This is a genomic window from Coprococcus ammoniilyticus (assembly GCF_025567345.1).
Classification (GTDB): Bacteria; Bacillota; Clostridia; order Lachnospirales; family Lachnospiraceae; genus Coprococcus; species Coprococcus ammoniilyticus.
Map to the genome: position 1 here is coordinate 298,619 of NZ_JAOQJS010000004.1, position 26,733 is coordinate 325,351.

Here is a 26,733-nt window from a genome sequence, read left to right on the forward strand (position 1 = left end):
GAATCCGGGGCATTTTTTCAGAAAATTGTAATAAAATATTCACTTGCATGGCAGGAAAAAATGGTGTATAGTTTGTGTCGTTTAAACGAACAGGAAAGGAAAGAGTACATGGCTAAATATCTTGTTATTGTAGAGTCTCCGGCGAAAGCCAAGACGATTAAAAAGTTTTTAGGCAGTAATTATGAAGTGATTGCGTCGAATGGTCATGTGCGTGATCTGCCTAAAAGCCAGATGGGCATTGATGTTGATAATGATTTTGAACCGAAATATATAACGATCAGAGGAAAAGGAGATATACTCGCACAGCTTCGAAAAGAAGTAAAGAAAGCTGACAAAGTGTATCTTGCAACTGACCCCGACCGTGAGGGTGAAGCGATCTCCTATCATTTATCAAAAGCACTGAAACTGGATGATAAGAAGTACAAGCGAATTACCTTCAATGAAATTACGAAAAATGCGGTAAAGAATTCAATTAAGCAGGCACGCGATATCGATATGGCACTTGTGGATGCACAGCAGGCGAGACGTGTATTGGACAGACTGGTTGGTTATAAGATCAGTCCGCTTCTCTGGGCAAAGATCAAGAGAGGTTTAAGTGCCGGACGTGTACAGTCAGTGGCATTGAAGCTGATCTGTGACAGAGAAAAAGAGATTAACGAATTTATTCCAAAGGAATACTGGACACTTTCTGCTATGCTGGCACCGGAAAAGGCAAAGAAAAGCATTGAATTCAAATACATGGGAAATGGAAGTGATAAGGAGGAAATATCTTCCAGAGCAGAACTGGATCATATCATAGAAACGATCGGAAAGCAGTCCTTTCAGATCGCATCGATCAAGGACAGTGAGCGTCATAAGAAAGCACCACTTCCATTTACAACCAGTACGTTGCAGCAGGAAGCTTCCTCCAAGCTGAACTTTGCGACATCCAAAACGATGCGTATCGCACAACAGTTATATGAGGGTGTGGAGATCAAGGGCAGAGGTTCCATCGGTCTGATCTCTTATCTGAGAACGGATTCTACCAGAATATCGGATGAAGCGGCAGCAGCAGCCAAGGATTATATCATAAAGAATTTTGGAGAAGATTATACAGCGGGAATACCTCGGGCAGACAAACCGGGTAAGAAGATCCAGGACGCGCATGAAGCAATCCGTCCGACGGATATCACACTGTCACCGGCAGCTATCAAGGATCAGTTAAGCAGAGAACAGTTCCGTCTGTATCAGCTGATCTATAACCGCTTCCTTGCAAGCCAGATGGCAGAGGCAGTATACAGCATTAAGACCGTAAAGGCAGAAGTAGCAGGCTATCGGTTCCAGACCTCAGTATCAAAGATTGCATTTGCAGGATTTACAACGGTTTATAATGTGGACAATGAGAAGAGTGAGCATATTGCCGGCATTAAGGATCTGAATGAAGGCGATCTGTTAAAATTAGAAGATTTTGACGAGAAGCAGCATTTTACACAGCCGCCGGCAAGATATACAGAAGCACTTCTGGTAAGAACCTTAGAGGAGCTTGGCATTGGAAGACCAAGTACTTATGCACCGACGATCTCAACAATATTGAATCGTCGTTATATCACAAAAGAGAATAAGAAATTATACGTAACAGAACTGGGAGAAGCCGTTAATCAGATTATGGAACAGGCATTTCCGGTTATTATCGACGTGAATTTTACAGCGAATTTGGAGTCCCTTCTCGATAAGATCGGTGAGGGTGCTATCGAATGGAAAGTTGTAGTAAGAAACTTCTATCCGGATCTCGATGCGGCGGTTAAGAAAGCAGAGAGTGAGTTGCAGTCCATTAAGATTGAGGATGAGGTAACGGATGAGGTGTGTGACGAGTGCGGGCGCAATATGGTCGTAAAGTATGGTCCACACGGCAAATTCCTTGCATGCCCAGGATTTCCGGAATGTAAGTTTACCAAGCCGTTCTTTGAGAAAACTGGAGTTCCTTGCCCAAAGTGTGGCGGTGACATTGTAATAAAGAAGACCAGAAAGGGCAGAAGATACTATGGATGTATCAATGCTCCTGAGTGTGATTTTATGTCATGGGCAAAACCATCAAAGGAAAAATGTCCGGTATGTGGCAGTTATATGGTTGAAAAGGGTAATAAGTTACTTTGTTCAGCAGAAAACTGTGGATATTCCAGAGATAATACCGAAAAGGAAAAACAGGCATAAGTGATCGGATGAAGTTGTCCGGCCTGCCATATAAAAAAAAGTTGTTTTTAAATATTAAATCTCTCGTTTGACAGGAAAGGCTATTGTTATCTCCAGACCATTGTGATAGAATGTCAAATAGTGTAGATTTTTTTATGCAAAAACAACTTTTTTGTATTTTACATACGGAGGAACAGAAATGAGTGTTCAATTATTAGATAAAACACGAAAAATCAACAAATTATTGCACAATAACAATTCGCATAAGGTTGTTTTTAATGATATTTGTGATGTTTTGAGTGATATTTTAAAATCAAATGTACTGGTTATCAGTAAAAAAGGTAAGGTTCTGGGAATTAAGAACCGTGAAGATATACCTGAGATCCATGAACTGATCGAGGATAAGGTCGGTCTGCTGATCGACAGTATGCTGAATGAGAGACTTCTCCTTGTATTGTCAACAAAGGAAAATGTAAATCTGACTACGCTCGGATTTGACAGTGATAACATAGAGAAATATCAGGGACTTCTACTTCCAATTGATATAGCAGGAGAACGGCTTGGAACGTTATTTCTGTATAAGCTGGATGCACAGTATGATATTGATGATATTATTCTCGGGGAATACGGAACAACGGTTGTAGGACTTGAGATGATGCGGGCTTTAAATGAAGAAAATGCAGAAGAAGATCGTAAGATCGCAATCGTGCGTTCGGCGATCAGTACTTTATCATTTTCAGAATTACAGGCGATCAAGCACATTTTTTCGGAACTGGATGGAAATGAGGGAATCCTTGTTGCAAGTAAGGTTGCAGACCGGGTCGGAATTACCCGTTCCGTAATCGTGAATGCACTTCGAAAGTTTGAGAGTGCGGGTGTTATAGAAGCAAGATCCTCAGGCATGAAGGGAACTTATATTAAGGTTCTGAATGATGTTGTATTTGACGAATTAAAAGCCGTATAAAATTTTGCAAAGGAGAGTAAAGAAATGATATTACCAATCATAACATTATTAGTTGGCGTAGCAGTTGTAGGTGTAAGCTTTTTTATTCTGGATAGTCATAATTTTAAAGAGGAAGATGAGATATATAATGAAAGCTCAGAAGAATTAAAACGAAAGATCACGGAATTATGTGATTCTCTTCTTGAGCAGAGCAAGACATCGTTAGATGAATACAGCGAAGATGTCCACAAGAAGACAGAAAAGGAACTGAAGGAACAGATTGAAAAATGGGCATCCAAGTTGTCTGAAAAGGCAAAGAAGGAGATGATCGATTATATCAATCAGAGCCTTGCAGAAGCCTATGAAGAATATAATCCGGATGCAGAGAAAAAACCGGAAGCGGTTACTTATGAAGAACTTCTTGAAATGGAAGTAAAGGAAACCGAAGAAGAGATCGCAAAAGAAAAAGAACAACAGGCTGAAGAAGCTGTTTCGGAAGAGAAGCAGACAGAAGAAGCTCCCAAAGAAAATGAGCAGACAGAAGAAATCGAAGAAGAGCCGGATGAGAATTCTCTCGGAGCATTAGAAGCAAGCGAGACGGAGACAGTTATTTCCGGAGATGCGGTTGCAAATGGTGATATAACCGAAACTGTACCGGAACAGGATGTTGAAGAGAACACGGCAGAAGATGATGCGGAGAAACCAAAGGAAGAAGTAGAGGAAGCTGTTGCAGAAGAAGCTGTTGCTGAGGAAGCCGAGAAAGAAGCGGCAGAAGAAAAATCCAATGTTGTTGCCTTTAAGAAAGCAGAAGAGCCTGCTGTTGAGTCAGAAGCAACCGAAATTACAGAAGAAACAACAGTCGCAGAAGCAACCGGTACTGAGCCTGTACAGAAGACAGAACAGCCGGCGGGAGGCAACCGTTCCAGAAAGAAGAACCGCAAGAAGAACAGAACAAACAGAAATCAGAATCGTGCACAGGAGGCAAAGAAAGAAGCTCCTGCACCGGAAGAAATCTGGGATGATGAGAAAAATATCGATGAAGAAGTGGCAGAGCTTTACAAGCAGGGATTTGGAATTATGGAGATCGCGAACCAGCTTGGAATCGGTGTTGGTGAAACCAAGGTGATCATTAAAAATATTGAGAATCAGAAGCAGTAAATTGAAATTGTTTTATACGATAGGAGAAACGGCAGTATGAAGAAAAAATATTTTTTCAGAGGATTAGGCTTTGGACTTATCATTGGTGCGCTCGTTATGATGGTTGGAATTAAGTCCGGAAGCTTTGCAGATACAAAGAAGAATGATCCGTCAAAAGAAGATGCGGTAGAAGTTGTTGCATCAGAAGAAACTACTGAATCAGCGAAAACGACAGAGACTGCAACGGAAACGACAAAAGAGGATGCAGCTAAGGCAACGACGGAAGTGACGACAGAAGCTACAACAGAGGCGACAAAGGAAACCACAACGGAAAATACAACCAAGGCAACCACGGAAGCCACAACCGAAAGTACAACCAAGGCAACCACGGAAGCTACAACAGAAGCAACTACGGAAGCTACGACAGAGACGACGACAGAAACAACTACGGAAGCTACGACAGAGACAACTACAGAAGAAAAGAAAAAGGGTGGTTCGATTACGATCAAGCCGGGTATGTATGCAGAGGCAATCTCTCAGGCATTATATGATATCGGAATGGTAGACAGTGTACAGGATTTCTATGATTATCTTGTAAGCTCCGGTAATTCCATGAAACTGATGTGTGGAACTTTCACATTCAAGGGTGATGAAACCTACGATGAGATGATCACCATTATGAGAGATGGACGATAGTTATAGCATGAATTAAAACAAAATATGAGATAATGAGCATTGCGCTGGAATGTGCTCGCACATACCAGCATAATGCGAAAAAGACATGGAACTGTTAAGTGACATGAGATTATAAAAAGAAAGTGCTTGCATGCACTTTCTTTTTGTGTTATTATCGATTTTGTGTGTGGGCTTGAATATAGCAGGCTCATAAAAAACAATATACATGCTGATTGATTCCTGAAGTGGTGCCTATAGCTCGGGTGACTCGGTGAAAGAGAGATCAGCAGAAGAATATAACCATGGAGGTAGAAAAAATGAGCGTTATTTCAATGAAACAGTTATTAGAAGCAGGTGTACATTTCGGACACCAGACAAGAAGATGGAACCCTAAGATGAAGCCATACATCTACACAGAGCGTAATGGTATCTACATCATCGACCTTCAGAAGTCAGTAGGAATGGTTGACGATGCTTACAATGCAATCGGTGACTGCGTAGCAAATGGTGGAAAGATTCTTTTCGTTGGTACAAAGAAGCAGGCTCAGGACTCAATCAAGAGTGAAGCAGAGCGTTGCGGTATGTACTATGTAAACGAGAGATGGTTAGGCGGTATGCTTACAAACTTTAGCACAATCCAGACAAGAATCGCTACTCTTAAGAAGTACGAAGCTATGGAAGCTGACGGAACATTTGATGTTCTTCCTAAGAAGGAAGTTATCCAGATCAAGAAGGAGATGGAGAAGCTTCAGAAGAACCTTGGCGGTATCAAGGAAATGAAGGAAATTCCTGACATGATCTTCGTTGTAGATCCTAAGAAGGAAAGAATCTGTATCCAGGAAGCTCATTCACTTGGAATCAAGCTTGTAGGTATTGCTGATACGAACTGTGATCCGGAAGAATTAGATTATGTTATTCCTGGTAACGATGATGCTATCAGAGCTGTAAAGCTTATTGTTTCAAAGATGGCAGATGCAGTTATCGAAGCTCAGCAGGGTGCTGATGCAACAGATGCTGAAGAAGTTGCAGATGAGGATGCAGCAGTAGAAGAGTAATATTTTAGAATATAAATACTAGAATTTTGGAGGTTATTACGATGGCTATTACAGCAAGCATGGTAAAAGAGTTAAGAGAACTCACAGGTGCTGGTATGATGGATTGTAAGAAAGCACTTACAGAGACAAACGGCGATATGGATGCCGCTGTGGAAGTACTCAAAAAGAGTGGTGCAGCTAAGGCTGAGAAGAAAGCAGCAAGAATTGCAGCAGAAGGTATCGCTAAGGTTGCAATTGATGGTAATACAGCAGTAGTTGTTGAAGTTAACTCAGAGACAGACTTCGTTGCAAAGAATGCAATTTTCCAGGAATTTGTACAGGCAGTTGCAGATAAGGCACTTACAGTAGATACAGAAAAGGCTGGAGATGGCGAAGACGTTGTTTCAATCCTTGATATGAAGGCTGATCTTGATGATAAGATTCTCAAGATTGGTGAGAAAATCTCCATCAGAAGATTTGAGAAGGTTACAGCAGATGTTGTTGCTTCTTATATCCATGGTGGCGGAAGAATCGGTGTTCTTGTAGCCGGTAACGGTGCTTCAGATGATGCAGCTAAGGAAGCACTTACAAACATTGCAATGCAGATCGCAGCTATGAACCCACAGTACATCTCAAGAGACGAGATTTCAGCAGATGAGCTTGCTAAGATGAAAGAGATCACAATTGACAGTGCATTAAATGATCCGTTCTCACTTCCAAAGCCGGTTCTTTCCAAGTTGATCGAGAAGGCTGTAGCCAGTGTATGGAGCGCAGAAGATGTAGCTATCTACGAAGAGAAGAAGTCAAATATGAACTTCTTACCTAACTTCCTTTCAAAGGAAGCTAAGGCTCAGTTAGCAGAGATCGCTTGTGCTGATAAGGAAGAGATCTCAGGCAACAAGATCTTCTCAGGACTTGTTGAAGGACGTATCTCCAAGCAGATGAAGGAAATCTGTCTTCTTGATCAGGTATATGTTAAGGCTGAAGATGGCAAGCAGACAGTTGCAGCATACCTGAAGTCTGTAAATCCTGCTCTTAAGATCGCTAAGTTCGTTCGTTTCGAAGTTGGTGAAGGTATGGAGAAGAAGAATGAAGACTTCGCAGCAGAAGTTGCTAAGCAGATGAATGTATAATTTTATTTGTTGAATGATAATAAAGTATTTCAAGCCCTTGAAAACATTATGTTTTCAAGGGCTGTTTTACAAATACGCGAAAAAGAAGCGGAGAAGATAACGATTATGAATGATACAGGGAATAAGCAGAAAATATTAAGATTACTGGAAATAACAGCCGGTGCATTTGGTCTGTTTGTTGCATTTGGTTGGTCTTTCTTTGATATGCTTGTTCGTTGCAAAGGGAAAAAACGACAGAAAAAAAGGAAATGGTTTCAACTGTCTCATATAAAGAAAAATCATCCAAGAGACAAATATGAAAAAGAATATGAAGAAGGAAAACTGTGGTGTGCTGAACAGCAGATGAAGGATTGCTTTATCAGAAGCAGAGATGGACTGTATCTGCATGCTTATTATCTTCCGACAAAAGAAGCGAAACGTTTTGTTTTGTTAAGTCATGGATATAAAGGTAGCGGCTTTGGCGATTTTGCATATACAGCACGTTTCCTTCATGAGAATGCGTGTAATTTATTGTTTATTGATCAGAGATGCTGCGGTTTGAGCGAGGGTGAATATATTACATTTGGTGCAAAAGAGCAATGGGATGTACAGCAATGGAGTTATTATATTGCTGCAAGAAACAGAGAGAAGCTCCCGATTTATCTTTATGGAGAATCCATGGGAGCTGCGGCAGTGCTTATGGCTTCCGGACATAAACTGCCGGAAGAAGTGAAAGGCTTGATTGCAGATTGTGGATTTTGCTCGATGAAACGGCAGCTTCAGGATATCGCAGCTAACTGGTTTCATTTGGGCTGGGTAGAGCTGCTTTTGTTCCGTGTAGATCTGTTTTGCAGGATGTTTGGAAGATTTCGTATGAGTGATGCTGACACGATAGAAGCAATGAAGAAAAATAAACGTCCGGTTTTGTTTTTTCATGGGGAAGCAGATACCTATGTAGTTCCGGAGAATTCTGTATATAATTATGCATTATGCAGTGCTCCCAAAGAACTGGTCATTATACCGGAAGCACGGCATCTATGCGCGCCATATGCAGCTCCAGAGCTTTATCGACAAAAGCTGCTTGATTTTTTTGAAAAATATGATAATTAAAATAGAATCATCAGAAGTAACAGGATCCCTCTTAAGCAGATAAGGTAAATGCCGAATCTGTTTAAGGGGGATTTTTATATTGTGATAATTCTGATCCATAGATTACTTTTAAAGTTTCGGTCAATTTCATGTAAAGTGTTTGTTAAGTTGTACAAGGGGTGGAATTCAAAAATGAAATGTGATAAGTTCACAAAAGAATAAAGAATACAGGAGGTTATCCATGATGATGAAACAATATCCCTTAACAGCAGCACAAAAAATGCATGATGACTGGATAAAAAAATATAAAACACAGCAGGTGTCCGGTGTCAGTGTTGTGGCATCTTTAAAAGCAGAACTGGATTTCGGACTTTTAAAAAAATGTATTCAGTTGGAATATGAGAGATATGGATGTATGCGTATTCGTTTTACGAAACGTGATAAAAATGGTGATGTGAAGCAATATCTTACTGAAAAAGAAACCCGTGATATTCCTTTAAAAGACTTATCAGGAATGCATATGGAAGAAGCAGACAATCTAATGCAGCAGTGGGCATATGAGACATTTGACGGAGATGATATTCCGCTTTGCGATATAGTGATGGTAAAACTGCCGGATGGATATAATGGTTTCTTCATCCATATGGATCATAGATTGATTGATTCCTGTGGACTGGTTGTGATGATCAATGATCTGATGCAGCTATATACGCATTATAAATTCAATACACCATATCCGCAGAAGTTAGCTGATTTTGAGGAAGTGCTGGTTAAAGATCTGAATCGTGCAAATAATGAAAAACGTTTTGCCAAAGATAAAAAGTTCTGGGATGATCAGCTGGATGCATGGGGGGAACCCCTTTATTCTGATATCCAGGGTTTAGATGTACTGGAAGCATCAAGAAAGTTACATAGGAATAAAACACTCAGGGCTGCCGATATAGAATTAGATCAGTTGTTTGTGGCAGTAAAGGATTATCAACTGGAGCCGGAGCCAACGAAAAACCTGATAGATTTTTGTATGAACCATCAGCTTTCAATGACAAATCTGTTGTTACTTGGTATTCGTACATATCTGTCAAAGATGAATCATGGACAGGAAGATATTACGATAGAAAACTTCATTTCAAGACGGTCTACTCATGATGAATGGACCTCCGGTGGTAGTCGAACTATTATGTTTCCATGTAGAACTGTGATTTCGGCAGATACTGATTTCCTGTCGGCAGCATATGAGATCCAGAATATGCAGAATCGGATCTATATGCACAGTAACTATGATCCGGCGTTGATCAGAGAGGAGATGCAGAAACGATATCATACACCGAAGAATACAGCCTATGAAAGCTGTTACCTTACTTATCAGCCGATGCCGGTAAAATTGGATAATCCTCATCTGGTACAAATTCCACAGCATGCAAAATGGTTTGCAAATGGTGCAGCTACAAAGAAAATGTATCTGACAGTATCTCATACAGATAATGGAGGTATGAATTTTTCATATCATTACCAGACCGCACATTTGGCAGAACATGATATGGAATTGTTATATTACTATATGATGCGGATATTATTTAAAGGAATCGCGGAACCTGATATGAGTATCGGAGAAATCATGGAACAGGTATAAAATAAAACATATAAAGGAGAAATTATTATGACACAGGAAATGCAATTTAAGAAAATCATAGCACAGTATTGTGATGTTAAGCCGGAGGAGATGACAAACGATATGAAGTTCAGAGAAGATCTGGGCTTTAGTTCGCTTGATTTTATGTCTTTCTTGGGAGAAATCGAAGACACATTTGACATTGAACTGGAGGAAGACGATGCACTGCATGTATTCACAATTGTAGAAGCACTTGATCTGTTAGAGCGATTACAGCAGGAAACTGTATAATCAGAGAATATAAGTATATGATCGCAGCAAGTATGTGCGGAGGTATAATAAGATATGTTAATTCGTGATATTTTGGAAGAAAGCGAAAAAAAGTTTTCAGAAATAAAGGCAGTGCAATGGTTGAAGAAAAAGGAAATCTGTGATAGAAGCTACCGGGAGCTGATGGAGAATGCCAAGTCTGTCAGAAAAGGATTGTGTGAGGAAAGCTTTCAGGGAAAGCATATAGCATTGATCGGTAGTAGTTCTGTGGAATGGATAGAAGCTTATCTGGGAATTATAACAGGTCAGGCAGTAGCCGTTCCTCTTGATGCAGGACTTCCGGTAGAGGATTTGATAGATCTTCTGAATCGTTCAGATGCGGAAGCACTCTTTTTAAGTCCTAAAATTCAGACCTTGTCGGAACGGATACTGGAGGAATGTCCAAAACTGAAAAAAATCTGGATATTACAGGAAGAAAAAATCGAAACAAATCAGAAAAAAGTTGCATCTGTAGCAGAATTAATGACGTCAGGTATAAACGGTACAGATGATTTTGCAGCACCGGATCCGGAAGATATTGCTACGATCATTTTCACCTCCGGAACTACAGGAAAGAGTAAAGGTGTTATGCTGACACAGAGAAATCTGGCAGAAAATGTAAAATCTGTTAATTATACTGCAGAGCCCGGAACCATAGTATTAAGTGTTTTACCGATTCATCATGCATTTTGCCTTGTTATGGATTGGCTCAAAGGTTTTTCCTTTGGAGCAACGGTATGTATTAATGATTCTCTGTTGCATATGGTAAAAAATATGGGCGTCTTTCATCCTGATATTATGCTGATGGTACCTTTGATGGTAGAAACAATCTACAAACGTCTTTCGGCAATGAACCCGTTGATCCCAAAGAAAATAGTTGCAGCCAAGGCATTTGGGGGAAAGCTGAAAACAATATTTACAGGTGGAGCACATCTGGATCCGTTTTATATTGAGAAATTTGCAGAATATGGTGTAAATATTTATGAGGGATATGGAATGTCGGAATGTTCTCCTGTTATCAGTAGCAATGTACCGGAAGATCATAAGACCGGTTCTATAGGACGACCGCTTTCCAATGTTGAGATTTCTTTTGAGGATGGCGAGATTCTGGTACGGGGCAGCAGCGTTATGAAGGGTTATTATCAGATGCCGGAAGAGACTGCAGAAGCCTTAAGAGGTGGATGGCTGCATACAGGAGATAAAGGATATCTGGATAAAGATGGATTCTTATTTATAAATGGAAGAATAAAGAATCTGATCATTCTTTCAAACGGAGAAAATATATCACCGGAGGAAATAGAAAATAAGCTGGCTCTTGGAAAGTTGGTGGGGGAGGTGATTGTGACAGGAGAGAACAATGGTCTTATTGCAAGGATCTATCCGGATCAGGATGCTGTCTCGGCAAAACGGATGAACGAGGAAACAATCAGATCAGAGCTTCAGGCATTTATCGACAGTTATAATAATACGCAGCCGACCTATCGTCGGATTACGGGGTTGATTATTCGTAAATATCCATTTATCAAGAGTGCGACTAAGAAGATAAAAAGGCAGGAAGTTCTGATTGATGAAGCACTTTAAGACAGATAAGGAAGTATACCTGTGAGAAATGACTGTGTCAGTATTCCGGCAATGATTTCTTCGGAACTCTCAAAATTTTCTCTTGTCCATTTATGGAGAACACCCAAGGTACTGCCAATGCTGCATGCGATCATATATGAGACCTCTTCTTTGGAGTGCATGGAAGGCGTTGTTTTCAGGGTGGCATCTGTTACATAACGATGGAACATAGTTAAAGCCTTTTCAAAGAATTCATCGCCTCTTGGACTCCGGAGAATATTTGCCAGAAACGGATTCGTTTTGGTATAATTACAAATTGTCAGAAAGAAAGATTTGCATATATCCTGATTGTTTTCAGGATGAAAGTCTTCCATGAGGGTGAAAATATCCTGGATAGTTTTATCTTCAACAGCAGTTATAAGAGCTGGAATATTTTCGTAGTGGTTATAGAATGTACTGCGAACAATTCCGGCTCTTTTTATGATGTCGGTCACGGTTATTTTTTCTATTCCTTTTTCTTTCAATACCAATAAAAATGCATCACAAATGGTATCTTCAATAAAGCAGTAGCGTTCATCGGATATTTCATGCAACATAGTGGTCTCCTTTCTGATGTGTATTTATTTTATCACAGTTTTTATACAACCGGGTAAAAATGTAATGAAAATAGCCCCTTTTTCTGTATTTATGTAAAAAAAGTTTATAATATCTTTATTTCCCTTACGAAATATGGTAACATATGAAAGTAAATTCGAAAACAGAGGAAAAGCAGATGAAGTACAGATGCGTGGTTTCAGATTTGGACAGAACGATTTTAAGACGGGATGGGATTTCCCATAGAACAAAGGAAGTTCTTGAAAAACTGGCAGACAGCCACGTTATTTTTATTCCGGCAAGTGGAAGATCTGTTTATTCCATTCCAGAATGCATCCGGGAGATTCGGGGTGTCCGGTATGCGATCACATCCAATGGGGCAGCAATCTATGATTTATCAGATGATCATTCAGTATATAATTTAAAATTACGACCGGAAGTACCGGAGCAGATATTTGATCTGGTTACGGATAAAGATGTATTCTTTGAATGTTTTATAGACGGTAGAGGATATACATCTGAGATATATTATGAGAATCCAATGAATTTTGGAGAGTCAGAGGATATCAGTGCTTATGTAAGAAGCACCAGAACGCCGGTGCCTGATATAAGGCAGTTTATTTTACAGCATAATACGGAGTTGGATTCGATTTCGATTGTAGGACCGACAGAGAAAAAATACCGTATCATGCATGAATTAACACAAAATATCCATACTGTTTATGTAACATCCGGAGCGCCGCGATTGATCGAGATATCTGATCGTCATTCCGGCAAACATAATGGGTTAAAGGAAATTTTACGATTCCTTGGAATATCAATGGAAGAAACAATTGCTTTCGGCGATGGAGATAATGACAGTGAGATGTTAGCAGAAGCCGGACTTGGTGTTGCGGTTTTAAACGCGACAGAGTGTTGCAAGAAAGCGGCGGATCTTGTGATCGGTGATTATCTGGATGACAGTGTTGCCGAATTCCTGGAAGAAACAGTGCGGTAACGGCACACAGAATTTTGATTATAAAGCATGGCATATATCTGTAGTGAGGGACAGGTAGACAACCAATGCTTTTAATAAGAATAAACAAAAGAAAGGAAGGGAAATATGGATAAATTTTTCCACATTTCAGAGCGCGGTTCTAATGTTCGTACAGAGATTATGGCCGGACTCACAACATTTTTTGCCATGGCATACATTGTCCTGGTAAACCCAAATCAGGTAGCAGCAGATGGTAAGGCTGGATGGCTTGTTGCAGAAGGCGCAAGCGCAGCAGAAGTAGGCAGGGTATGGAATGCAGTATTTATCGCATCCGTTCTTGTGGCTGTTATCGGTACACTTCTTATGGCATTCCTTGCCAGAATGCCGTATGCACAGGCATGTGGTATGGGACTGAATTCATTCTTCTGTACCTCATTTGTATCCGGTGCATTCTTTGCAGGTTGCAGCGTGATTGAAGGTTATCAGTCGGGTCTTGTTATCATTCTGTTATCAGGTATTGTATTCCTGATCCTATCCGTAACCGGACTTCGTAAGTACATTGCGACAGCCATGCCGGAATGTCTGAAGAAATCAATACCGGCCGGTATCGGTTTGTTCATCGCATTGGTTGGTTTAAAGGGCTCAGGTCTTGTACAGGCGAACAAGTATACACTGGTACAGATCTTTGATTTCCATGGAGCAATTTCAGGCGCAGAGACACCGGCAGCTGCATGGAAAGCAGTTATTCCACCGGTTGTAACTATCATCGGTATTATCCTGATCGCAGTTCTTGCAAAGTTAAATGTAAAGGGAAATATCGTAATCGGTATCATTGTTTCCACAGTCCTTTATTATGTATTTAATCTGGAGACACCATCTTTTGATGTATCCAGCATCGGTCAGTCTTTCAAAGACTTTGGCGAGATCGGTTTCCTTGGATGCTTCAAGGCGGATGCATGGAGAAATGCATTTGAAAGCCCATATGTTGGTGGCGTATTCTCAGGTATCATGCTGATCGTTGCATTCTGTCTGGTAGATATGTTTGATACGATCGGAACCTTATACGGAACCGCATCACAGGCAAATATGTTAGATGAGAATGGTGACCCGATCAACTTAGATAAGAGTATGATGTGCGACTCTATCGGTACAGCAGCAGGTGCTATTCTTGGTACATCGACATGTACAACCTTCGTTGAGTCTGCATCCGGTATCGCAGCAGGTGGTAGAACAGGTCTTGCAAGTTTAGTTACAGCAGCCTGCTTCGCAGTATGTCTGTTCTTAAGCCCAATCGCAGGTGTGATCCCAACATGTGCAACAGCTCCGGCACTGATCTTTGTAGGTGTATTAATGGCTAAGAACTTTGCCAAGATCGATATGGATGATATGCGTTCAGCAGTTCCTGCGTTCCTTACCTTCCTTATGATCCCATTAACCTATTCTATCTCAAATGGTATCGGTGTAGGATCAATTTCATACGTTCTGATTACCTTATTCACAGGTAACTACAAGAAGAAAGATATCGTTGTAACGATCATCGCAGCGTTATTCGTTGTAAAGTTCATCTTTGTTACAATGTAAAAATATCATCATTTTATTAAAAGAAAATACCGGCAGCCACATTCCTTTTAAGTGGCTGCCGGTATTTTTATGCATAAAAAATATGCACCAGAGTGGAATCGAACCACCGCACACGGCTCCGGAGGCCGTTGCTCTATCCACTGAGCTACTGGTGCATGACTTATATATAATACAATATTTCGCTGAAATAATCAAATATTTTCTTATATTTCTTCGCTGAATTATGAATACTTCCTGGATGAACTTGCAAAATACAGAACAGAATGGTAGAATTTTGTCGATATAAAATATGAAAAGGAGCATAGGAAAATTGAATCATAAAAAAAACAGTTTTCTTGGTGATACATATATAAAGACAAAAGAAGGAGAGATCGTGATCCGGGCTGGAATGAAGCTTGCGATCGGCTGGGTGATATTTGCATTATTGTGTTCCTGTTATGTGTACGCATTTTTTATCAGAAAACCCAAAATTGTGCCGGGAGAAAATAATACGGTTGAGCTGACGATTCCGGAGAATGCATCATATAAGAAAAGTGATGTTTCAGAGATTAATGATCTGGTTAGTAAGTATCTTACGGCAAAAGCAGCCTGTGATCAGGCAACGTTACAGTCACTGGTGACGGATCCAACCGAGTTTGATGATATGTCAGTATTGGAAAACTCTGCAAAATACCTAAAAGGTTTTGAAGATACGACCTGTTATCTGGCAGATGGTTATGCAGAAGGAGAATATGTTGTGGTTGAATTGTCCTATATGGACATTGCGGACGTAGAATCAAAGCCGCTTGATATCGTGACCTTCTATATTATAACAGACCAGGACGGTTCGTATAAGATCGCTAATGGGGAGCTGTCAAATGCACAGCTTTCTTATCTGAACAGCTTTAAGGCATCAAAGGATATTCAGGATATCTATGTTCATGTAAAAGAGAATACAGAATATCTTCTGGATACAGATAAAACATTCCGGGCATTTTATGATTTGATCAGCAAACCGGCTACAACAGAGAATACTGCAGCTACACCGGAAGATGCACAATAGGAAGGATATTTTAGCTGATTCTGCAAATGTGTGAACCAGTTAGCAGTAGGTTTGTAAGCAGATATCAAGACATAAAAAAGTTCCATAAAAGAATTCTTCGGATATGACAGAATTCTGATACGGAACTTTTTTGTTTTATTATTTGCCTTATATAATATAGAAGTTACAGACGACCGTCCGCAGACATACTAGATAGCATTTTCTTCATTTACAGGAGATACAATACCGATGTCGATTCCACGAGTTTGAACAGGAGTGGAGAATACGATCTGTGTTTCTGTATTTCCGAATCGCTGTAGCTGGCCAATGAAAGAATCCAGTTCCATTGTGCTTGGAAAACAAACCTTCATCAACATAGAGTAGGCACCGGTCACACAATTACATTCCAGTACATTGGGGCAGGCATCGATAAAGGGATAAAAGGTTGGTTTCTGTTTTGGATCGAGTGCCATGTGTATAAATGCGGTAATGTGATACCCCAGAGCTTCCGGGTTGATGCCTGCATGGTATCCGGTGATCACACCTGCCTTTTCCAGCCGGTCGATTCTTGCAGATACCGCAGGAGAGGAGAGAAATACTTTATTTGCCAGATACTTTAAAGGGGTTCTGGCATTGTGCTGTAATAAATGTAATATTTTCTTATCGATATTATCCATATATTCACGTCCTTTATAAAATGTTATAACTTCAGCTTCTAAATTTAAATACAAAAAAAGGTGCGTTTCCGTAGAAACACACCTTTGCGTTTGCCTTATTATACGTCGGAAAAAGAGAAAAAACAAGCCCCGAAATTGAAAAGTTGTAATTGTTTACTTTTAATGATCAGAATGGTATGATTAAAAAGATATGGTTATAAAGAAAACAGATAAAAAGAGCGGCAAAACAGTCGCAGCAGAGAGACAGAACAGGAAGGGTCATGATATGGCAGAAGGCATTCGAATTAATAAATATCTGAGCGAAGCTGGCATTTGTTCCAGACGTGCGGCAGATGAATATATATTAAAAGGCAGGATCACAATAAATGGGAAGCCTGCGGAAATGGGACAGAAGATAGAGGCAAATGACAGGGTAATGGTCGATGGAAAGCCTGTAAGAAAGCGTGAAGAGACAGTTATTCTTGCATACAATAAACCACTGGGACTGACCTGCACGGCAAGTCATGATGATCCGGATAACATCTTTGATCATATTAAGTATCCGATCCGATTGCAGTATGTAGGAAGATTAGATAAGGATTCACAGGGATTACTGCTTTTGACAAACGATGGAGACCTGTCAAACAGTATCCAGAAGTCAGTCAATAATCATGAGAAGGAATATCGTGTCCGTGTGAATAAGCCGATCACGGACGAATTTTTAACACAGATGGCGGCAGGTGTTCCGATTCTTGATACGGTGACAAAAAAATGTCGTCTGTATAAGATCGATAATTATTCCTTTAAGATCATAATTACACAGGGGCTGAATCGCCAGATCCGCCGAATGTGCGAATATTTTGGATATAAGGTCGTAAATCTGAAACGGCTTCGAGTGATCAATATTCGTCTGGGGAATCTGAGACCGGGTGAGTACCGCCATTTGACAAAGGAAGAAGAAACAGAACTCAGACGTTTAGTGGAACGAAAAGAAGAAGTAAAAACAAAGCGGGAAGAAGCACAGCCGGATAATAAAAATGAACAGAATGTTGTTGGAAATAAGAGGTATGTCAGTTGGAAAAGAGAGACAGAATCAAAGAATTAGTTGAAAAACTGAATGAGGCATCAAAGAAATATTATCAGGAAGATACCGAGATCATGAGCAATCTGGAATATGATGCCTTGTATGATGAACTGGTAGAACTTGAAAAAGAGACAGGAATTGTAATGTCGAACAGTCCGACGGTTCATGTCGGATATGAGATTGTAAGTGAGCTTCCGAAAGAGGCTCATGAGCATCCAATGCTTTCTCTTGATAAGACCAAGAGTGTGGAAGCACTGGCAGCATGGCTTGGCACACATCAGGGTGTGATCTCATGGAAGTTAGATGGTCTTACCGTTGTCCTTACCTATGAGAATGGCACGCTTGTAAAAGCAGTAACCAGAGGAAATGGCTTAGAGGGCGAGGTTATAACGAACAACGCAAGAGTATTTGCAAATATTCCGAAAGAGATTCCATATAAGGGTAAGCTGACGATCCGTGGAGAGGCAGTTATCAAGTATTCAGATTTTGAGAAGATAAATGAGCAGATCACAGATGCAGATGCAAAATATAAAAACCCGAGAAACTTATGCAGCGGCTCTGTCAGACAGTTGAATAACCGCATTACAAAAGAGAGAAACGTACATTTCTTTGCCTTTAATCTGGTGGATGGAGAAGATGTGGACTTTAAGAATTCCTTTTCCTATGAATTAGACTGGCTGGAGCAGCAGGGCTTTGATGTCGTAGAGCATTATTTGATCGATGCTGATAAGCTGCCGGAGCGTGTAGCAAAGTTTGCAGAACAGATTGAGCAGAACGATTTTCCTTCGGATGGTCTGGTACTGGTGTTAGAAGATCTTGCATATGGAAAGAGTCTCGGTAGAACAGCGAAGTTCCCAAGAGACAGTATGGCATTCAAATGGGCGGATGAACAGGCAGTGACCCATCTGCAGTATGTGGAGTGGAGCCCTTCCAGAACGGGACTTATCAATCCGGTTGCGGTATTTGATCCGGTGTCCCTTGAAGGAACAACAGTCAGCCGTGCAAGTATCCATAATGTCAGTATCCTTCGGTCGTTGCAGCTTGGGATCGGAGATGAGATCTCGGTCTATAAGGCAAATATGATCATTCCGCAGATTGCCGAAAATCATACCAGAAGTGGAAATGTATCGATTCCGGAATCCTGTCCTGCCTGTGGTGGTCTGACAAAGATCGTGACGGAGGGAGAGGGTGTAGATCAGGTAGAGACCCTTTATTGTACCAATGAATTCTGCCCTGCAAAGAAGTTAAAATCATTTGCTCATTTTGTATCCAGAAATGCTATGAATATTGACGGTCTCTCAGAAGCCACGATAGACAAATTTATTGAACAGGGATATCTGGATCATCTGGATGATCTCTATCACCTGAATCGTCATGAAGAAGAGATCGTTGAGTTGGAAGGCTTTGGAGAGAAGTCTTATGCGAAGCTGATTCAGGCTGTTGATACATCCAGACACACAACGATGAACCGTTTTGTCTATGGCCTTGGAATTCCTGGGGTCGGAGATGCAACAGCGAAGCTGATCTGCAAACATTTTAAAAATAACCTGGATCAGATCATGCATGCGGATGTAGAAGCATATACAGAGATTGATGGAATCGGAACAGTGATCGCAGAGGAAATTGTAAGATATTTTAAAAATCCGTCGAATTGTGCTATTATAGATAGGTTGCTTCGTGAATTAGAGTTTGAAGCAGAGACTGAAACGGTACCACAGACGCTTGCAGGTATTACCTTTGTAATAACCGGAAGCCTGGTACAATTTGCAAACCGGGATGAGATGAAGCAGTATATCGAAGACCGGGGCGGAAAGGTAGCAGGTTCTGTATCTTCAAAGACCGGATATCTGGTCAATAACGATGTGACATCCACATCTTCGAAGAATAAAAAAGCACAGAGTCTGGGAATACCGATCATTTCAGAAGCGCAGTTTCTGGAACAGTTTTCCTGATAATATAGAAACAGAAAAATGGCAGTTGAAACAGAAAGGACTTGATAGAAAATGCCAATTAGAGTTGACGATGATTTACCGGTAAAGAAAATACTGGAGGATGAGAATATCTTTGTGATGGGTTCAGACAGAGCCATCCGTCAGGATATCCGTCCGCTTGATATATTGATATTGAACCTGATGCCTTTAAAGCAGGATGCAGAATTACAGCTTATGAGAAGTCTGTCAAATACGCCGCTTCAAGTGAATATTTCCCTGATCCGTACGATGACATATGAATCCAAGCATGCACCAAAAGGCCATCTGGAACGGTTCTACACCGATTTTTCCAGCATCAAAGATCGGAAATGGGATGGATTCATTATCACAGGAGCACCGATCGAGAAGATGGAATTTGAAGATGTAGAATACTGGGATGAATTAAAAGAAATCATGGACTGGTCGGAGAAAAATGTAACCTCCACGATCCATATCTGCTGGGGCGCACAGGCAGGTCTGTATTATCGGTATGGGGTGCAGAAGCATGAGCTGGATAAGAAATTATCAGGAATCTATATGCATCATACCTTCCACAGAAAGACACCGCTTGTTCGTGGGTTTGATGATATCTTTTATGTACCGCATTCCAGATATACAGGTGTAGACAAAGATGAGATCGTAAAAAATCCGCATCTGGAGATCGTAGCGGAGTCCGATGAGGCAGGTCCTTATCTGATCATTGGCGATGAAGGAAAGAATATATTCGTAACCGGACATCCGGAATATGATATTCTGACGCTTGATAAAGAATATAAGCGTGATCTTGCAAAGGGACTGAATCCGGATATTCCGGTAAATTATTATCCGGACAACGATTCAAGCAAGACACCAATCAAATCCTGGCGCTGCCATGCTAATACATTATATGCCAATTGGCTGAATTATTACGTATACCAGATAACCCCGTATTTATGGACAGAAAAGCAAGGAAAACCTTGAAAAATCTTGTGTTATCAAATGTTTAAGGCAAAATCGTAAAATCGAGAAAACTGGAATAAGTTGTTATATCTTGATATAAATTGGTATATTTTGATGTATTAATGGAGACAAAATGGAGACTCTTCAAAATGCGTGGAGACAAAATAATAAAGAACTAGAGACAAAGAATCTTTGCAAATCGTAAAAAATAGGGTATACAGAAATTAATCTGCATACCCTATAATTTTATGCTAACATATTGTCGTCAAGTTCAATGACGCATTTACCATAGCCTGTCTGATCATCACATGCAAGATACTTTTTAGCATCAATACTGAATACATATCTGTCTGCCTGATTCTTGTTGACCAAACACCGATATAATCCATTGATAACGGTATTTTTCCTCGGAAGTGGTATAATAGTCATAACAACATAGTCATCCGCATATCCATATGTTTCCTCTCCATACAAATTGTATGTTTCGCCACCATCAATCCAGAATTTGTAATTAGATCCTATATATCCGTATACTCCGATATTTGACTTGTCCTGCAATGTCGCTGTGCTTATCAAAAACGATAACTGTGTTCCTGATGTCATTGTGTCTGAAATAAATACAAAGAATGTCGCTCCATTTTTCCCGTTTGCATATCTTAGCCTGAAATTCTTTGCACTGTTTCCATTCATATTCTGGTTAACTACCGTTGCTGGTTTGTTTGTTGATGTCTGTTCTACGCCATTTATGTACTGTCTTATTGTAAAATTACTGCCGGATATAGAACAAATAAATCCATCTTTTGTAGATTCTCCGCTGTACAGAATCCACTTGCTGCCGCTTGTAACTGTACTTAACTTACATCTGAGTGCATCAGCAATCTGCTGCATCACTTCATCAGTGATTGTTACAATATAGCTGTTGTCAACCAAGTTTGACAATATCAACTCCTTATATCCTTTCATCATTCACCCTCCTGTTCTATCGTGCATGTTCCATATATATATCTTGCCGTTCCGTTACTTACAATAGTCGTATCAGCTTTTCCATATACGCCATATCCGACTGTCTGAATCTGCTTGATCTTCTCTGTTATCGTTTCAAATTCATCACTGACAGATTTTTTTAACGTCTCAATATCGGTATTACATTTTTCAACTTGTTGAGATAAATCACCTACATCTACAGCACCATGTTCTTCATAATAATCCTTATCATAATAGGTAATCATAGGCAATCCACTTGCTTTACATCTAACCATACATGTTCCACCTTTCCCAAAAGTAGGAAAGATATCATTTATTTCATCTTTATAATAATTAAAATAAATATATTTAGCATTGTAAGGAATGCAATATGTCATTGTTACAATGTTTCCTTTTACTGCATGTTCATTATGTTCTACATGAATAATTTTATCTTCATCACCCATTACAACAAATGGATATTCGAGATCAGATTTCAGTTCGACAGCTCCTATATCAGCATTTAATACAACGCAACTGATAGAATCATCATAATTATTATCTGTATTTAAAACTTTTTCACCTGTGGCATAATTGAAACCATCGCAAGTTCTTGTACTCAACAATCCTTGCTTTGCGATACCGTCCTTATAAAAGTCTTTTACAATGAGATTAATTGGGTAGACAGCATTATCCAAGAAATATTGATATATTTTTTCATATATAACTTTATTCTTTACAGGATTTTCGGATTCGGATGATAATTCATCATCTATATTACCAAAACCACCGTCCTTGATACATTTAACAATCTGATTACTTGACCATGTTGTCTTTTCGGAGATGTTATCATCGGCAATTTCAGGTATATGAGTTACCTTTTCTAATGCATCAACTAATGCATTAAACTCATTTGAACTTTTAATATCTCCGTCCTGAATAACTTTTTTAGCAACTATCATTTTACCTGTCACGGTAGAGATAGCAGTACCTTGCTCAGTTAATAAGATGTCATATTCAATTTCACCAGGCTTAACCGTTGCATTTTTACCGAAAGAAAAGACAAGAAGATTATTCCTCTTGTCTTTATCTAAATTCGATATAATAACGGTCTTATCTGGCTTTTTAATATTGATAACAGCATCTAGTTTTGATATATCTACTGGTTTTCCAGCATTTACGATTTTAAACTTGACAATACGATTGATGTCACCTTGCTTGGCATATATAGTGCCAACAGCGGCATGATTCATAACGTCAAGTATTATATATTGTGTTTCATTTATTTTAGCCATTTCGTCCTCCTAACCCTTATATCCATATGCGATCATAGCAATAGGGGTATATGTAATTTTAATTGTACACGGGCGATTAACCACAATTCGATTTTTAACGGTTTCGTCTACATCTTGATATGTATTGATTAATCTAGGTAATAAGAAATTACAGTCCTTTCCTAATTGCCTACCAGTTATGCTACTTGTCACAAGTTGAGATGCCCCATTAATAGTAATAATCTCATCCACACTACAATTATCAATCTTAAATTGTCTGTCAAGAATTAATAATTTGTTCTCTTGGTCTACATAATAACTAGAAATAGTTAAGTCGCCAGCTTCTTTACATGTAATAATATAATCAGCGTTTATATAACCATATTTATCGCTACTGATTTCAAATTCTGTTTCTCGAATATTCGCTGATAAATCACAATTAATAAGCAAATCATCTTGTAAAGCATATGGTGTATTGGCTGTAAAAGTCAAATTAAAACCAATGATTTGATCATTTATCATCACTTGTTTTGCAGAAAAATTACCAATCCAGTAGATATTCTCATAACCAGAACAATTGATTCTGAATTTCTTGTTTTTTAGAGAAAGCCACTTTTGAATTTTTCTCGCTTGTGCAACAGTCAGATAATCTATATCTGAATTACACATGTTTACACATATAGAGAGTGGAAGAGTAAATGGCTCATCATATGTCGTAGAATATAAATTGAACCAATCCGATCCAGATGATTTTTCTTGATTTAGTTTTAATTCCACACCGACTTCCACCATACCCGATCCACTATCAAAATTACAACATATACAGTTAAAATCTGCCAATGTTTTATCAGCAAAGGTAAAATCATTTACTTTCACATTTTCACCTCCTTTATAACATAGCAATCCATGCTACACTTGTACTATTAGCATCGGTTCGATTCAAATATATATCAAATCCTTTAGTTGTAACATTTGATACCGACACACATTTTACATATGTTCCAGGTTGTGCGGAGATAGGGGTAACAACAACAGTTGGCACTGCACTAAATGCGCTACTAAAGGTAACGGATGTTTTTGTTGGAGTATTTGCAGTTGCTTTACAAACAACAGTTCCTTTTTTGCAAAATCCAGAACTAGATCTAGCAAATAATTTTCCTTGTAATGTGACACCAAAATAAGGATTTCCAGAACTCCCTGTTTGTTCCATAATTAATCCATAATTAGTCGTAGAATTATTAACATTAATTGTTATTCCCATATTAGTAATTAATGTAGATGCACGTCCTCGTGTATCATCATCTACACCTACATTTACTTCTGTACCAAACACATGCCCATCTTTGCTTACTCTAAATGGGCAATCAGAATAATTAGTGTGAGAAGTTCCTCCTGTTGCAAATGTCCATGTTGTGTTTGCAGTTGGAATTTGCATTACTGAAACCTTTTCGCCACTATTAGTAGGATCTCCACTATATATTTTACCATCTGTTATAGTCCAACCTGCCAGACTTGCCCATGAAGCTCTCATTTTACCATCTTTACTTACTCTAAAAGGACAATCACTATAATTACTATGAGATGTGCCACCAACCGCAAATGTCCATAAATTATTCTTTTGTGGCATCTGCATAACTGCCACAGGATTATCTGCTGATCCATCACCAGCATATAACTTACCATTCTCAATGTTCCAACCACCGACCGAACCTTTAATAGAATAGATACTGCCATCATATCCAACATGAAATGGTGCATTATTGCTATCATTACTGCCAGCCCAAAAAGCTTGGTTTTCACCCATTCCTGTACATGTATCGTCACTTCCTGTTATGAGATATGTATCTGTAATATTAAATCTACCAATCGTACCTTTCAAAGCATTTATCGTACCACTTATATTTGCATTACTCGCATATAAATCGCCACTTGTAGTAACGCCAAATTTCGAACCAGCGGTGAAACACCAACCAGAAATAGCGGATGAACCACCAATCGCTTTATTCTCTGTAGTTCCTATTGACATTAATACTGATTTATCTGTACCCCAAGTTCCATTACTGAGATTGTTTGCACCAATTTTGAATCCACCAAGTTGTCCAGAATTACTTATAATAGTACCGTTCAGATATACATTATCCGCATATAAGCCATAACCGACACAATCATAAGTGCCACATTTTAATCCGTCAAGATACCCTAATCTTACACTCGGAATAGTATACACAGTGTCAGGATCAGAGCTTGATTTACTGCCCCAAATATCTACATAAGGTGCAGAATTTGCACTACCTGTGGCAGACATTCTAATACCGACAGGTGAATATACATTCTCAGTAGTTGAGCCAATTTTTTTACCATATCTCTGATAGAGCATTACACTAATATCACTATACGATGCGCCTTTTTTAGCCGTAGAAAAATGATCGGCTATTGAAGATTCGACAGTAAGTGTTAATGACATAGTATTAGCAGTTGTATTCAATTTAGCAGCCATAACACCGCTACATCTAATATTTAATCCATCAATTTTACCTTGAAATTTAATTTTAGAATTTTGTGCCCAACGAACCCCTTGAATAGAATCAGAAGTAATTGCTGTTTTATCTAAGATAGAAACAGTAATAGTTGTAGCACTTGCTTTAGATACATTAACTGTTGCACCTGATTGAATATATATTATAGGAGCAACACAGAATTCACCACCTAAGTCTTGAATAGTATTTAATTCATACTTAAATGCTTTCAGAGTATCATTGATTGTTACATTGGTTGCTGTAATATTATTAGCGGCGAGAGAGTTGTTAATTGTGACTGGGACACCAAATTGAGCATAAGATGTGTTGAATAAAACTCTGCTACCAGAATCTCCTACTTGAAAAGTCCCGTCTGTTCGTACCGTACTTTTGCCAAAATATACTCCACTACCAAAAGCAATTTGGTCGTTTATTCCTAGCCAACTATATCCGTTATCTCTGATAGCTATTTTATTATTGAGAGACAATTTTCCGTTAGTAGATGAATTACCAACATTCAATGTACCAGTAGTGGTAGCATTACCATTAACAGTTAATCCGCTTGTTGTTATACTTGTTGACGTAAAATTCGTGGCACTCAATGTCTTAACCGTCAATGAATTTCCAACGATTATGTCCTCACAAAAAAGCTTGCCAAGCAGTCTACTTGACCCTGTGACAAGCAAATTTCCTAATTGTGCCAAGTAAAATCACCCCTTTCTAAAGAGAGCAATTTACTTGCCCTCCACAACTGTATTTTCTTTAATTTCTTCGTCTTGCTGAATCTTATCCATAAAGGACAACATATCAATATCACGGATATTTAATCTGCAATCATCAGGAAGAGTATCATATACTGCATCCATATCGAATACAGAAAGCGTCACTTCAGTTCTATCATTCAATACTTCATCAAATTTCTTTTGACATTCAGCCGCTTCAGTCTGGTATTCCTCTGCAAATTCTTTCTTAATTTCAATCTGCTTTGCTCCATTTACTTCAACTTCTTCAGTTTTGCCAGCTTCGATGTATTTATTCCATAACGCCTGTACTAATTCGTTTCTTATTTCTATTAAACTTTGAGCAGTCTTATTTACTTCCTGCATATTTGTACGAAGTGCCAACTGTATTCTGAATGGCAGAACATTAAACTTTTCCTTGTCTTCCTGTCTACTCTGTGCATACCATTCTGCAATATTTACCAGTTCAATGTTATAAAATCCCTTTGTTGCAATCTTCTTATTAAATGACATAATAAATTCTCCTTTTTCTCAACTAAAATTAGGGCATATAACAGCCCATTAACTTATTCTCCATACGGTCTGAATATATGTCCGAACACGACATAGTAAGGTTTATTCTCAGCATGAAGCACCTTATATTCAAACCAGTCCAATATAAAAATTGATATACATACAATCACAAACCAAGTACAACAGAAGAAGATGTTAAGTTGATTCTGTGCAAATGTTCCCCAAAGTCCCCTATAGTCCCATATGGTAAAATCTTGATTGAATGTAAT

The 26,733-nt window shown here is 39.1% G+C and carries 23 protein-coding genes and 1 tRNA gene; 16 read left to right on the forward strand and 8 right to left on the reverse strand.

Annotated elements, in window-relative coordinates; translation table 11 throughout:
- Positions 1–108 precede the first annotated feature (108 nt).
- The 10 genes from topA (at position 109) to OCV60_RS07765 (ending at position 11,658) form a co-directional block, all read left to right on the forward strand.
- Entirely contained in the window at positions 109–2,190 is a 2,082-nt protein-coding gene (gene topA, locus OCV60_RS07720; RefSeq protein ID WP_262529927.1) for a type I DNA topoisomerase, read from the forward strand.
- 178 nt (positions 2,191–2,368) lie between these two features.
- Positions 2,369–3,133: a GTP-sensing pleiotropic transcriptional regulator CodY gene (gene codY / locus OCV60_RS07725; RefSeq protein WP_021944414.1), complete on the forward strand. Its 765-nt coding sequence runs from the start codon at positions 2,369–2,371 to the stop codon at positions 3,131–3,133.
- A 24-nt stretch (positions 3,134–3,157) separates the two neighbouring features.
- Positions 3,158–4,270 (forward strand): DUF6115 domain-containing protein, encoded by a 1,113-nt coding sequence (locus tag OCV60_RS07730; RefSeq protein ID WP_262529928.1) that lies wholly within the window; start codon positions 3,158–3,160, stop codon positions 4,268–4,270.
- Positions 4,271–4,306: 36 nt separating this feature from the next.
- Complete coding sequence (locus OCV60_RS07735) at positions 4,307–4,945, forward strand: hypothetical protein (RefSeq protein WP_262529929.1); 639 nt, start codon at positions 4,307–4,309, stop codon at positions 4,943–4,945.
- 296 nt (positions 4,946–5,241) lie between these two features.
- A complete protein-coding gene (gene rpsB, locus OCV60_RS07740; protein WP_021944417.1) occupies positions 5,242–5,979 on the forward strand; it encodes a 30S ribosomal protein S2 in 738 nt (245 codons plus the stop codon).
- A gap of 41 nt (positions 5,980–6,020) precedes the next feature.
- Positions 6,021–7,091, forward strand: coding sequence for a translation elongation factor Ts (gene tsf, locus OCV60_RS07745; RefSeq protein ID WP_021944418.1), 1,071 nt, complete (start codon positions 6,021–6,023; stop codon positions 7,089–7,091).
- A 105-nt stretch (positions 7,092–7,196) separates the two neighbouring features.
- Complete coding sequence (locus OCV60_RS07750) at positions 7,197–8,180, forward strand: alpha/beta hydrolase (protein WP_021944419.1); 984 nt, start codon at positions 7,197–7,199, stop codon at positions 8,178–8,180.
- A gap of 220 nt (positions 8,181–8,400) precedes the next feature.
- The gene (locus OCV60_RS07755; protein ID WP_008402884.1) at positions 8,401–9,789 is read left to right on the forward strand and encodes a condensation domain-containing protein; all 1,389 of its coding nucleotides are present in this window, start codon (positions 8,401–8,403) and stop codon (positions 9,787–9,789) included.
- A 27-nt stretch (positions 9,790–9,816) separates the two neighbouring features.
- The gene (locus OCV60_RS07760; protein WP_008402883.1) at positions 9,817–10,059 is read left to right on the forward strand and encodes an acyl carrier protein; all 243 of its coding nucleotides are present in this window, start codon (positions 9,817–9,819) and stop codon (positions 10,057–10,059) included.
- 54 nt (positions 10,060–10,113) lie between these two features.
- Entirely contained in the window at positions 10,114–11,658 is a 1,545-nt protein-coding gene (locus OCV60_RS07765; RefSeq protein WP_262529930.1) for an AMP-dependent synthetase/ligase, read from the forward strand.
- Here the strand turns inward: OCV60_RS07765 and OCV60_RS07770 are convergent.
- Positions 11,655–12,233, reverse strand: coding sequence for a TetR/AcrR family transcriptional regulator (locus OCV60_RS07770; RefSeq protein ID WP_117785409.1), 579 nt, complete (start codon positions 12,231–12,233; stop codon positions 11,655–11,657). The genes OCV60_RS07765 and OCV60_RS07770 overlap by 4 nt on opposite strands.
- A 143-nt stretch (positions 12,234–12,376) precedes the next feature.
- On the opposite strand from OCV60_RS07770, the gene OCV60_RS07775 reads away from it, so the two are divergent.
- Positions 12,377–13,228, forward strand: coding sequence for an HAD family hydrolase (locus OCV60_RS07775; protein WP_173788575.1), 852 nt, complete (start codon positions 12,377–12,379; stop codon positions 13,226–13,228).
- A gap of 105 nt (positions 13,229–13,333) precedes the next feature.
- Positions 13,334–14,788: an NCS2 family permease gene (locus OCV60_RS07780; protein WP_117807416.1), complete on the forward strand. Its 1,455-nt coding sequence runs from the start codon at positions 13,334–13,336 to the stop codon at positions 14,786–14,788.
- Positions 14,789–14,871: 83 nt separating this feature from the next.
- On the opposite strand, the gene OCV60_RS07785 is transcribed toward OCV60_RS07780, so the two are convergent.
- Positions 14,872–14,943: transfer RNA gene (locus tag OCV60_RS07785), tRNA-Arg, on the reverse strand.
- Positions 14,944–15,098: 155 nt separating this feature from the next.
- On the opposite strand from OCV60_RS07785, the gene OCV60_RS07790 reads away from it, so the two are divergent.
- Positions 15,099–15,830 (forward strand): hypothetical protein, encoded by a 732-nt coding sequence (locus tag OCV60_RS07790; RefSeq protein WP_021944424.1) that lies wholly within the window; start codon positions 15,099–15,101, stop codon positions 15,828–15,830.
- A 188-nt stretch (positions 15,831–16,018) separates the two neighbouring features.
- Here OCV60_RS07790 and OCV60_RS07795 read toward each other — a convergent pair whose 3' ends face one another.
- Positions 16,019–16,486 carry an Lrp/AsnC family transcriptional regulator gene (locus OCV60_RS07795; RefSeq protein WP_021944425.1) on the reverse strand — a complete coding sequence of 156 codons (468 nt, stop codon included), beginning with the start codon at positions 16,484–16,486 and terminating at the stop codon, positions 16,019–16,021.
- A gap of 265 nt (positions 16,487–16,751) precedes the next feature.
- Here OCV60_RS07795 and OCV60_RS07800 point away from each other — a divergent pair, with 265 nt between their 5' ends.
- Genes OCV60_RS07800 through metA form a run of 3 tightly spaced genes read left to right on the forward strand, consistent with a single transcriptional unit; the run spans position 16,752 to position 20,479 of the window.
- Positions 16,752–17,570, forward strand: coding sequence for a pseudouridine synthase (locus tag OCV60_RS07800; RefSeq protein ID WP_117807448.1), 819 nt, complete (start codon positions 16,752–16,754; stop codon positions 17,568–17,570).
- Positions 17,540–19,501 (forward strand): NAD-dependent DNA ligase LigA, encoded by a 1,962-nt coding sequence (ligA, locus tag OCV60_RS07805; RefSeq protein WP_117821889.1) that lies wholly within the window; start codon positions 17,540–17,542, stop codon positions 19,499–19,501. The genes OCV60_RS07800 and ligA overlap by 31 nt, the downstream gene beginning before the upstream one ends.
- A 51-nt stretch (positions 19,502–19,552) precedes the next feature.
- The gene (metA, locus tag OCV60_RS07810; protein WP_262529931.1) at positions 19,553–20,479 is read left to right on the forward strand and encodes a homoserine O-acetyltransferase MetA; all 927 of its coding nucleotides are present in this window, start codon (positions 19,553–19,555) and stop codon (positions 20,477–20,479) included.
- A gap of 225 nt (positions 20,480–20,704) precedes the next feature.
- On the opposite strand, the gene OCV60_RS07815 is transcribed toward metA, so the two are convergent.
- The 5 genes from OCV60_RS07815 to OCV60_RS07835 are packed head-to-tail and all read right to left on the reverse strand — an operon-like array spanning position 20,705 to position 26,464.
- A complete protein-coding gene (locus OCV60_RS07815) occupies positions 20,705–21,421 on the reverse strand; it encodes a hypothetical protein (RefSeq protein WP_262529932.1) in 717 nt (238 codons plus the stop codon).
- On the reverse strand, positions 21,421–22,716 hold the full coding sequence (locus tag OCV60_RS07820) for a phage baseplate upper protein (protein WP_262529933.1): 1,296 nt from the start codon (positions 22,714–22,716) through the stop codon (positions 21,421–21,423). Before OCV60_RS07820 ends, OCV60_RS07815 begins: the two co-directional genes overlap by 1 nt.
- Before the next feature lie 9 nt (positions 22,717–22,725).
- A complete protein-coding gene (locus OCV60_RS07825; protein ID WP_262529934.1) occupies positions 22,726–23,571 on the reverse strand; it encodes a phage tail domain-containing protein in 846 nt (281 codons plus the stop codon).
- 13 nt (positions 23,572–23,584) lie between these two features.
- Complete coding sequence (locus OCV60_RS07830) at positions 23,585–25,915, reverse strand: H-type lectin domain-containing protein (RefSeq protein WP_262529935.1); 2,331 nt, start codon at positions 25,913–25,915, stop codon at positions 23,585–23,587.
- Between the two features lie 30 nt (positions 25,916–25,945).
- On the reverse strand, positions 25,946–26,464 hold the full coding sequence (locus OCV60_RS07835) for a hypothetical protein (protein ID WP_262529936.1): 519 nt from the start codon (positions 26,462–26,464) through the stop codon (positions 25,946–25,948).
- Positions 26,465–26,733: the final 269 nt, after the last annotated feature.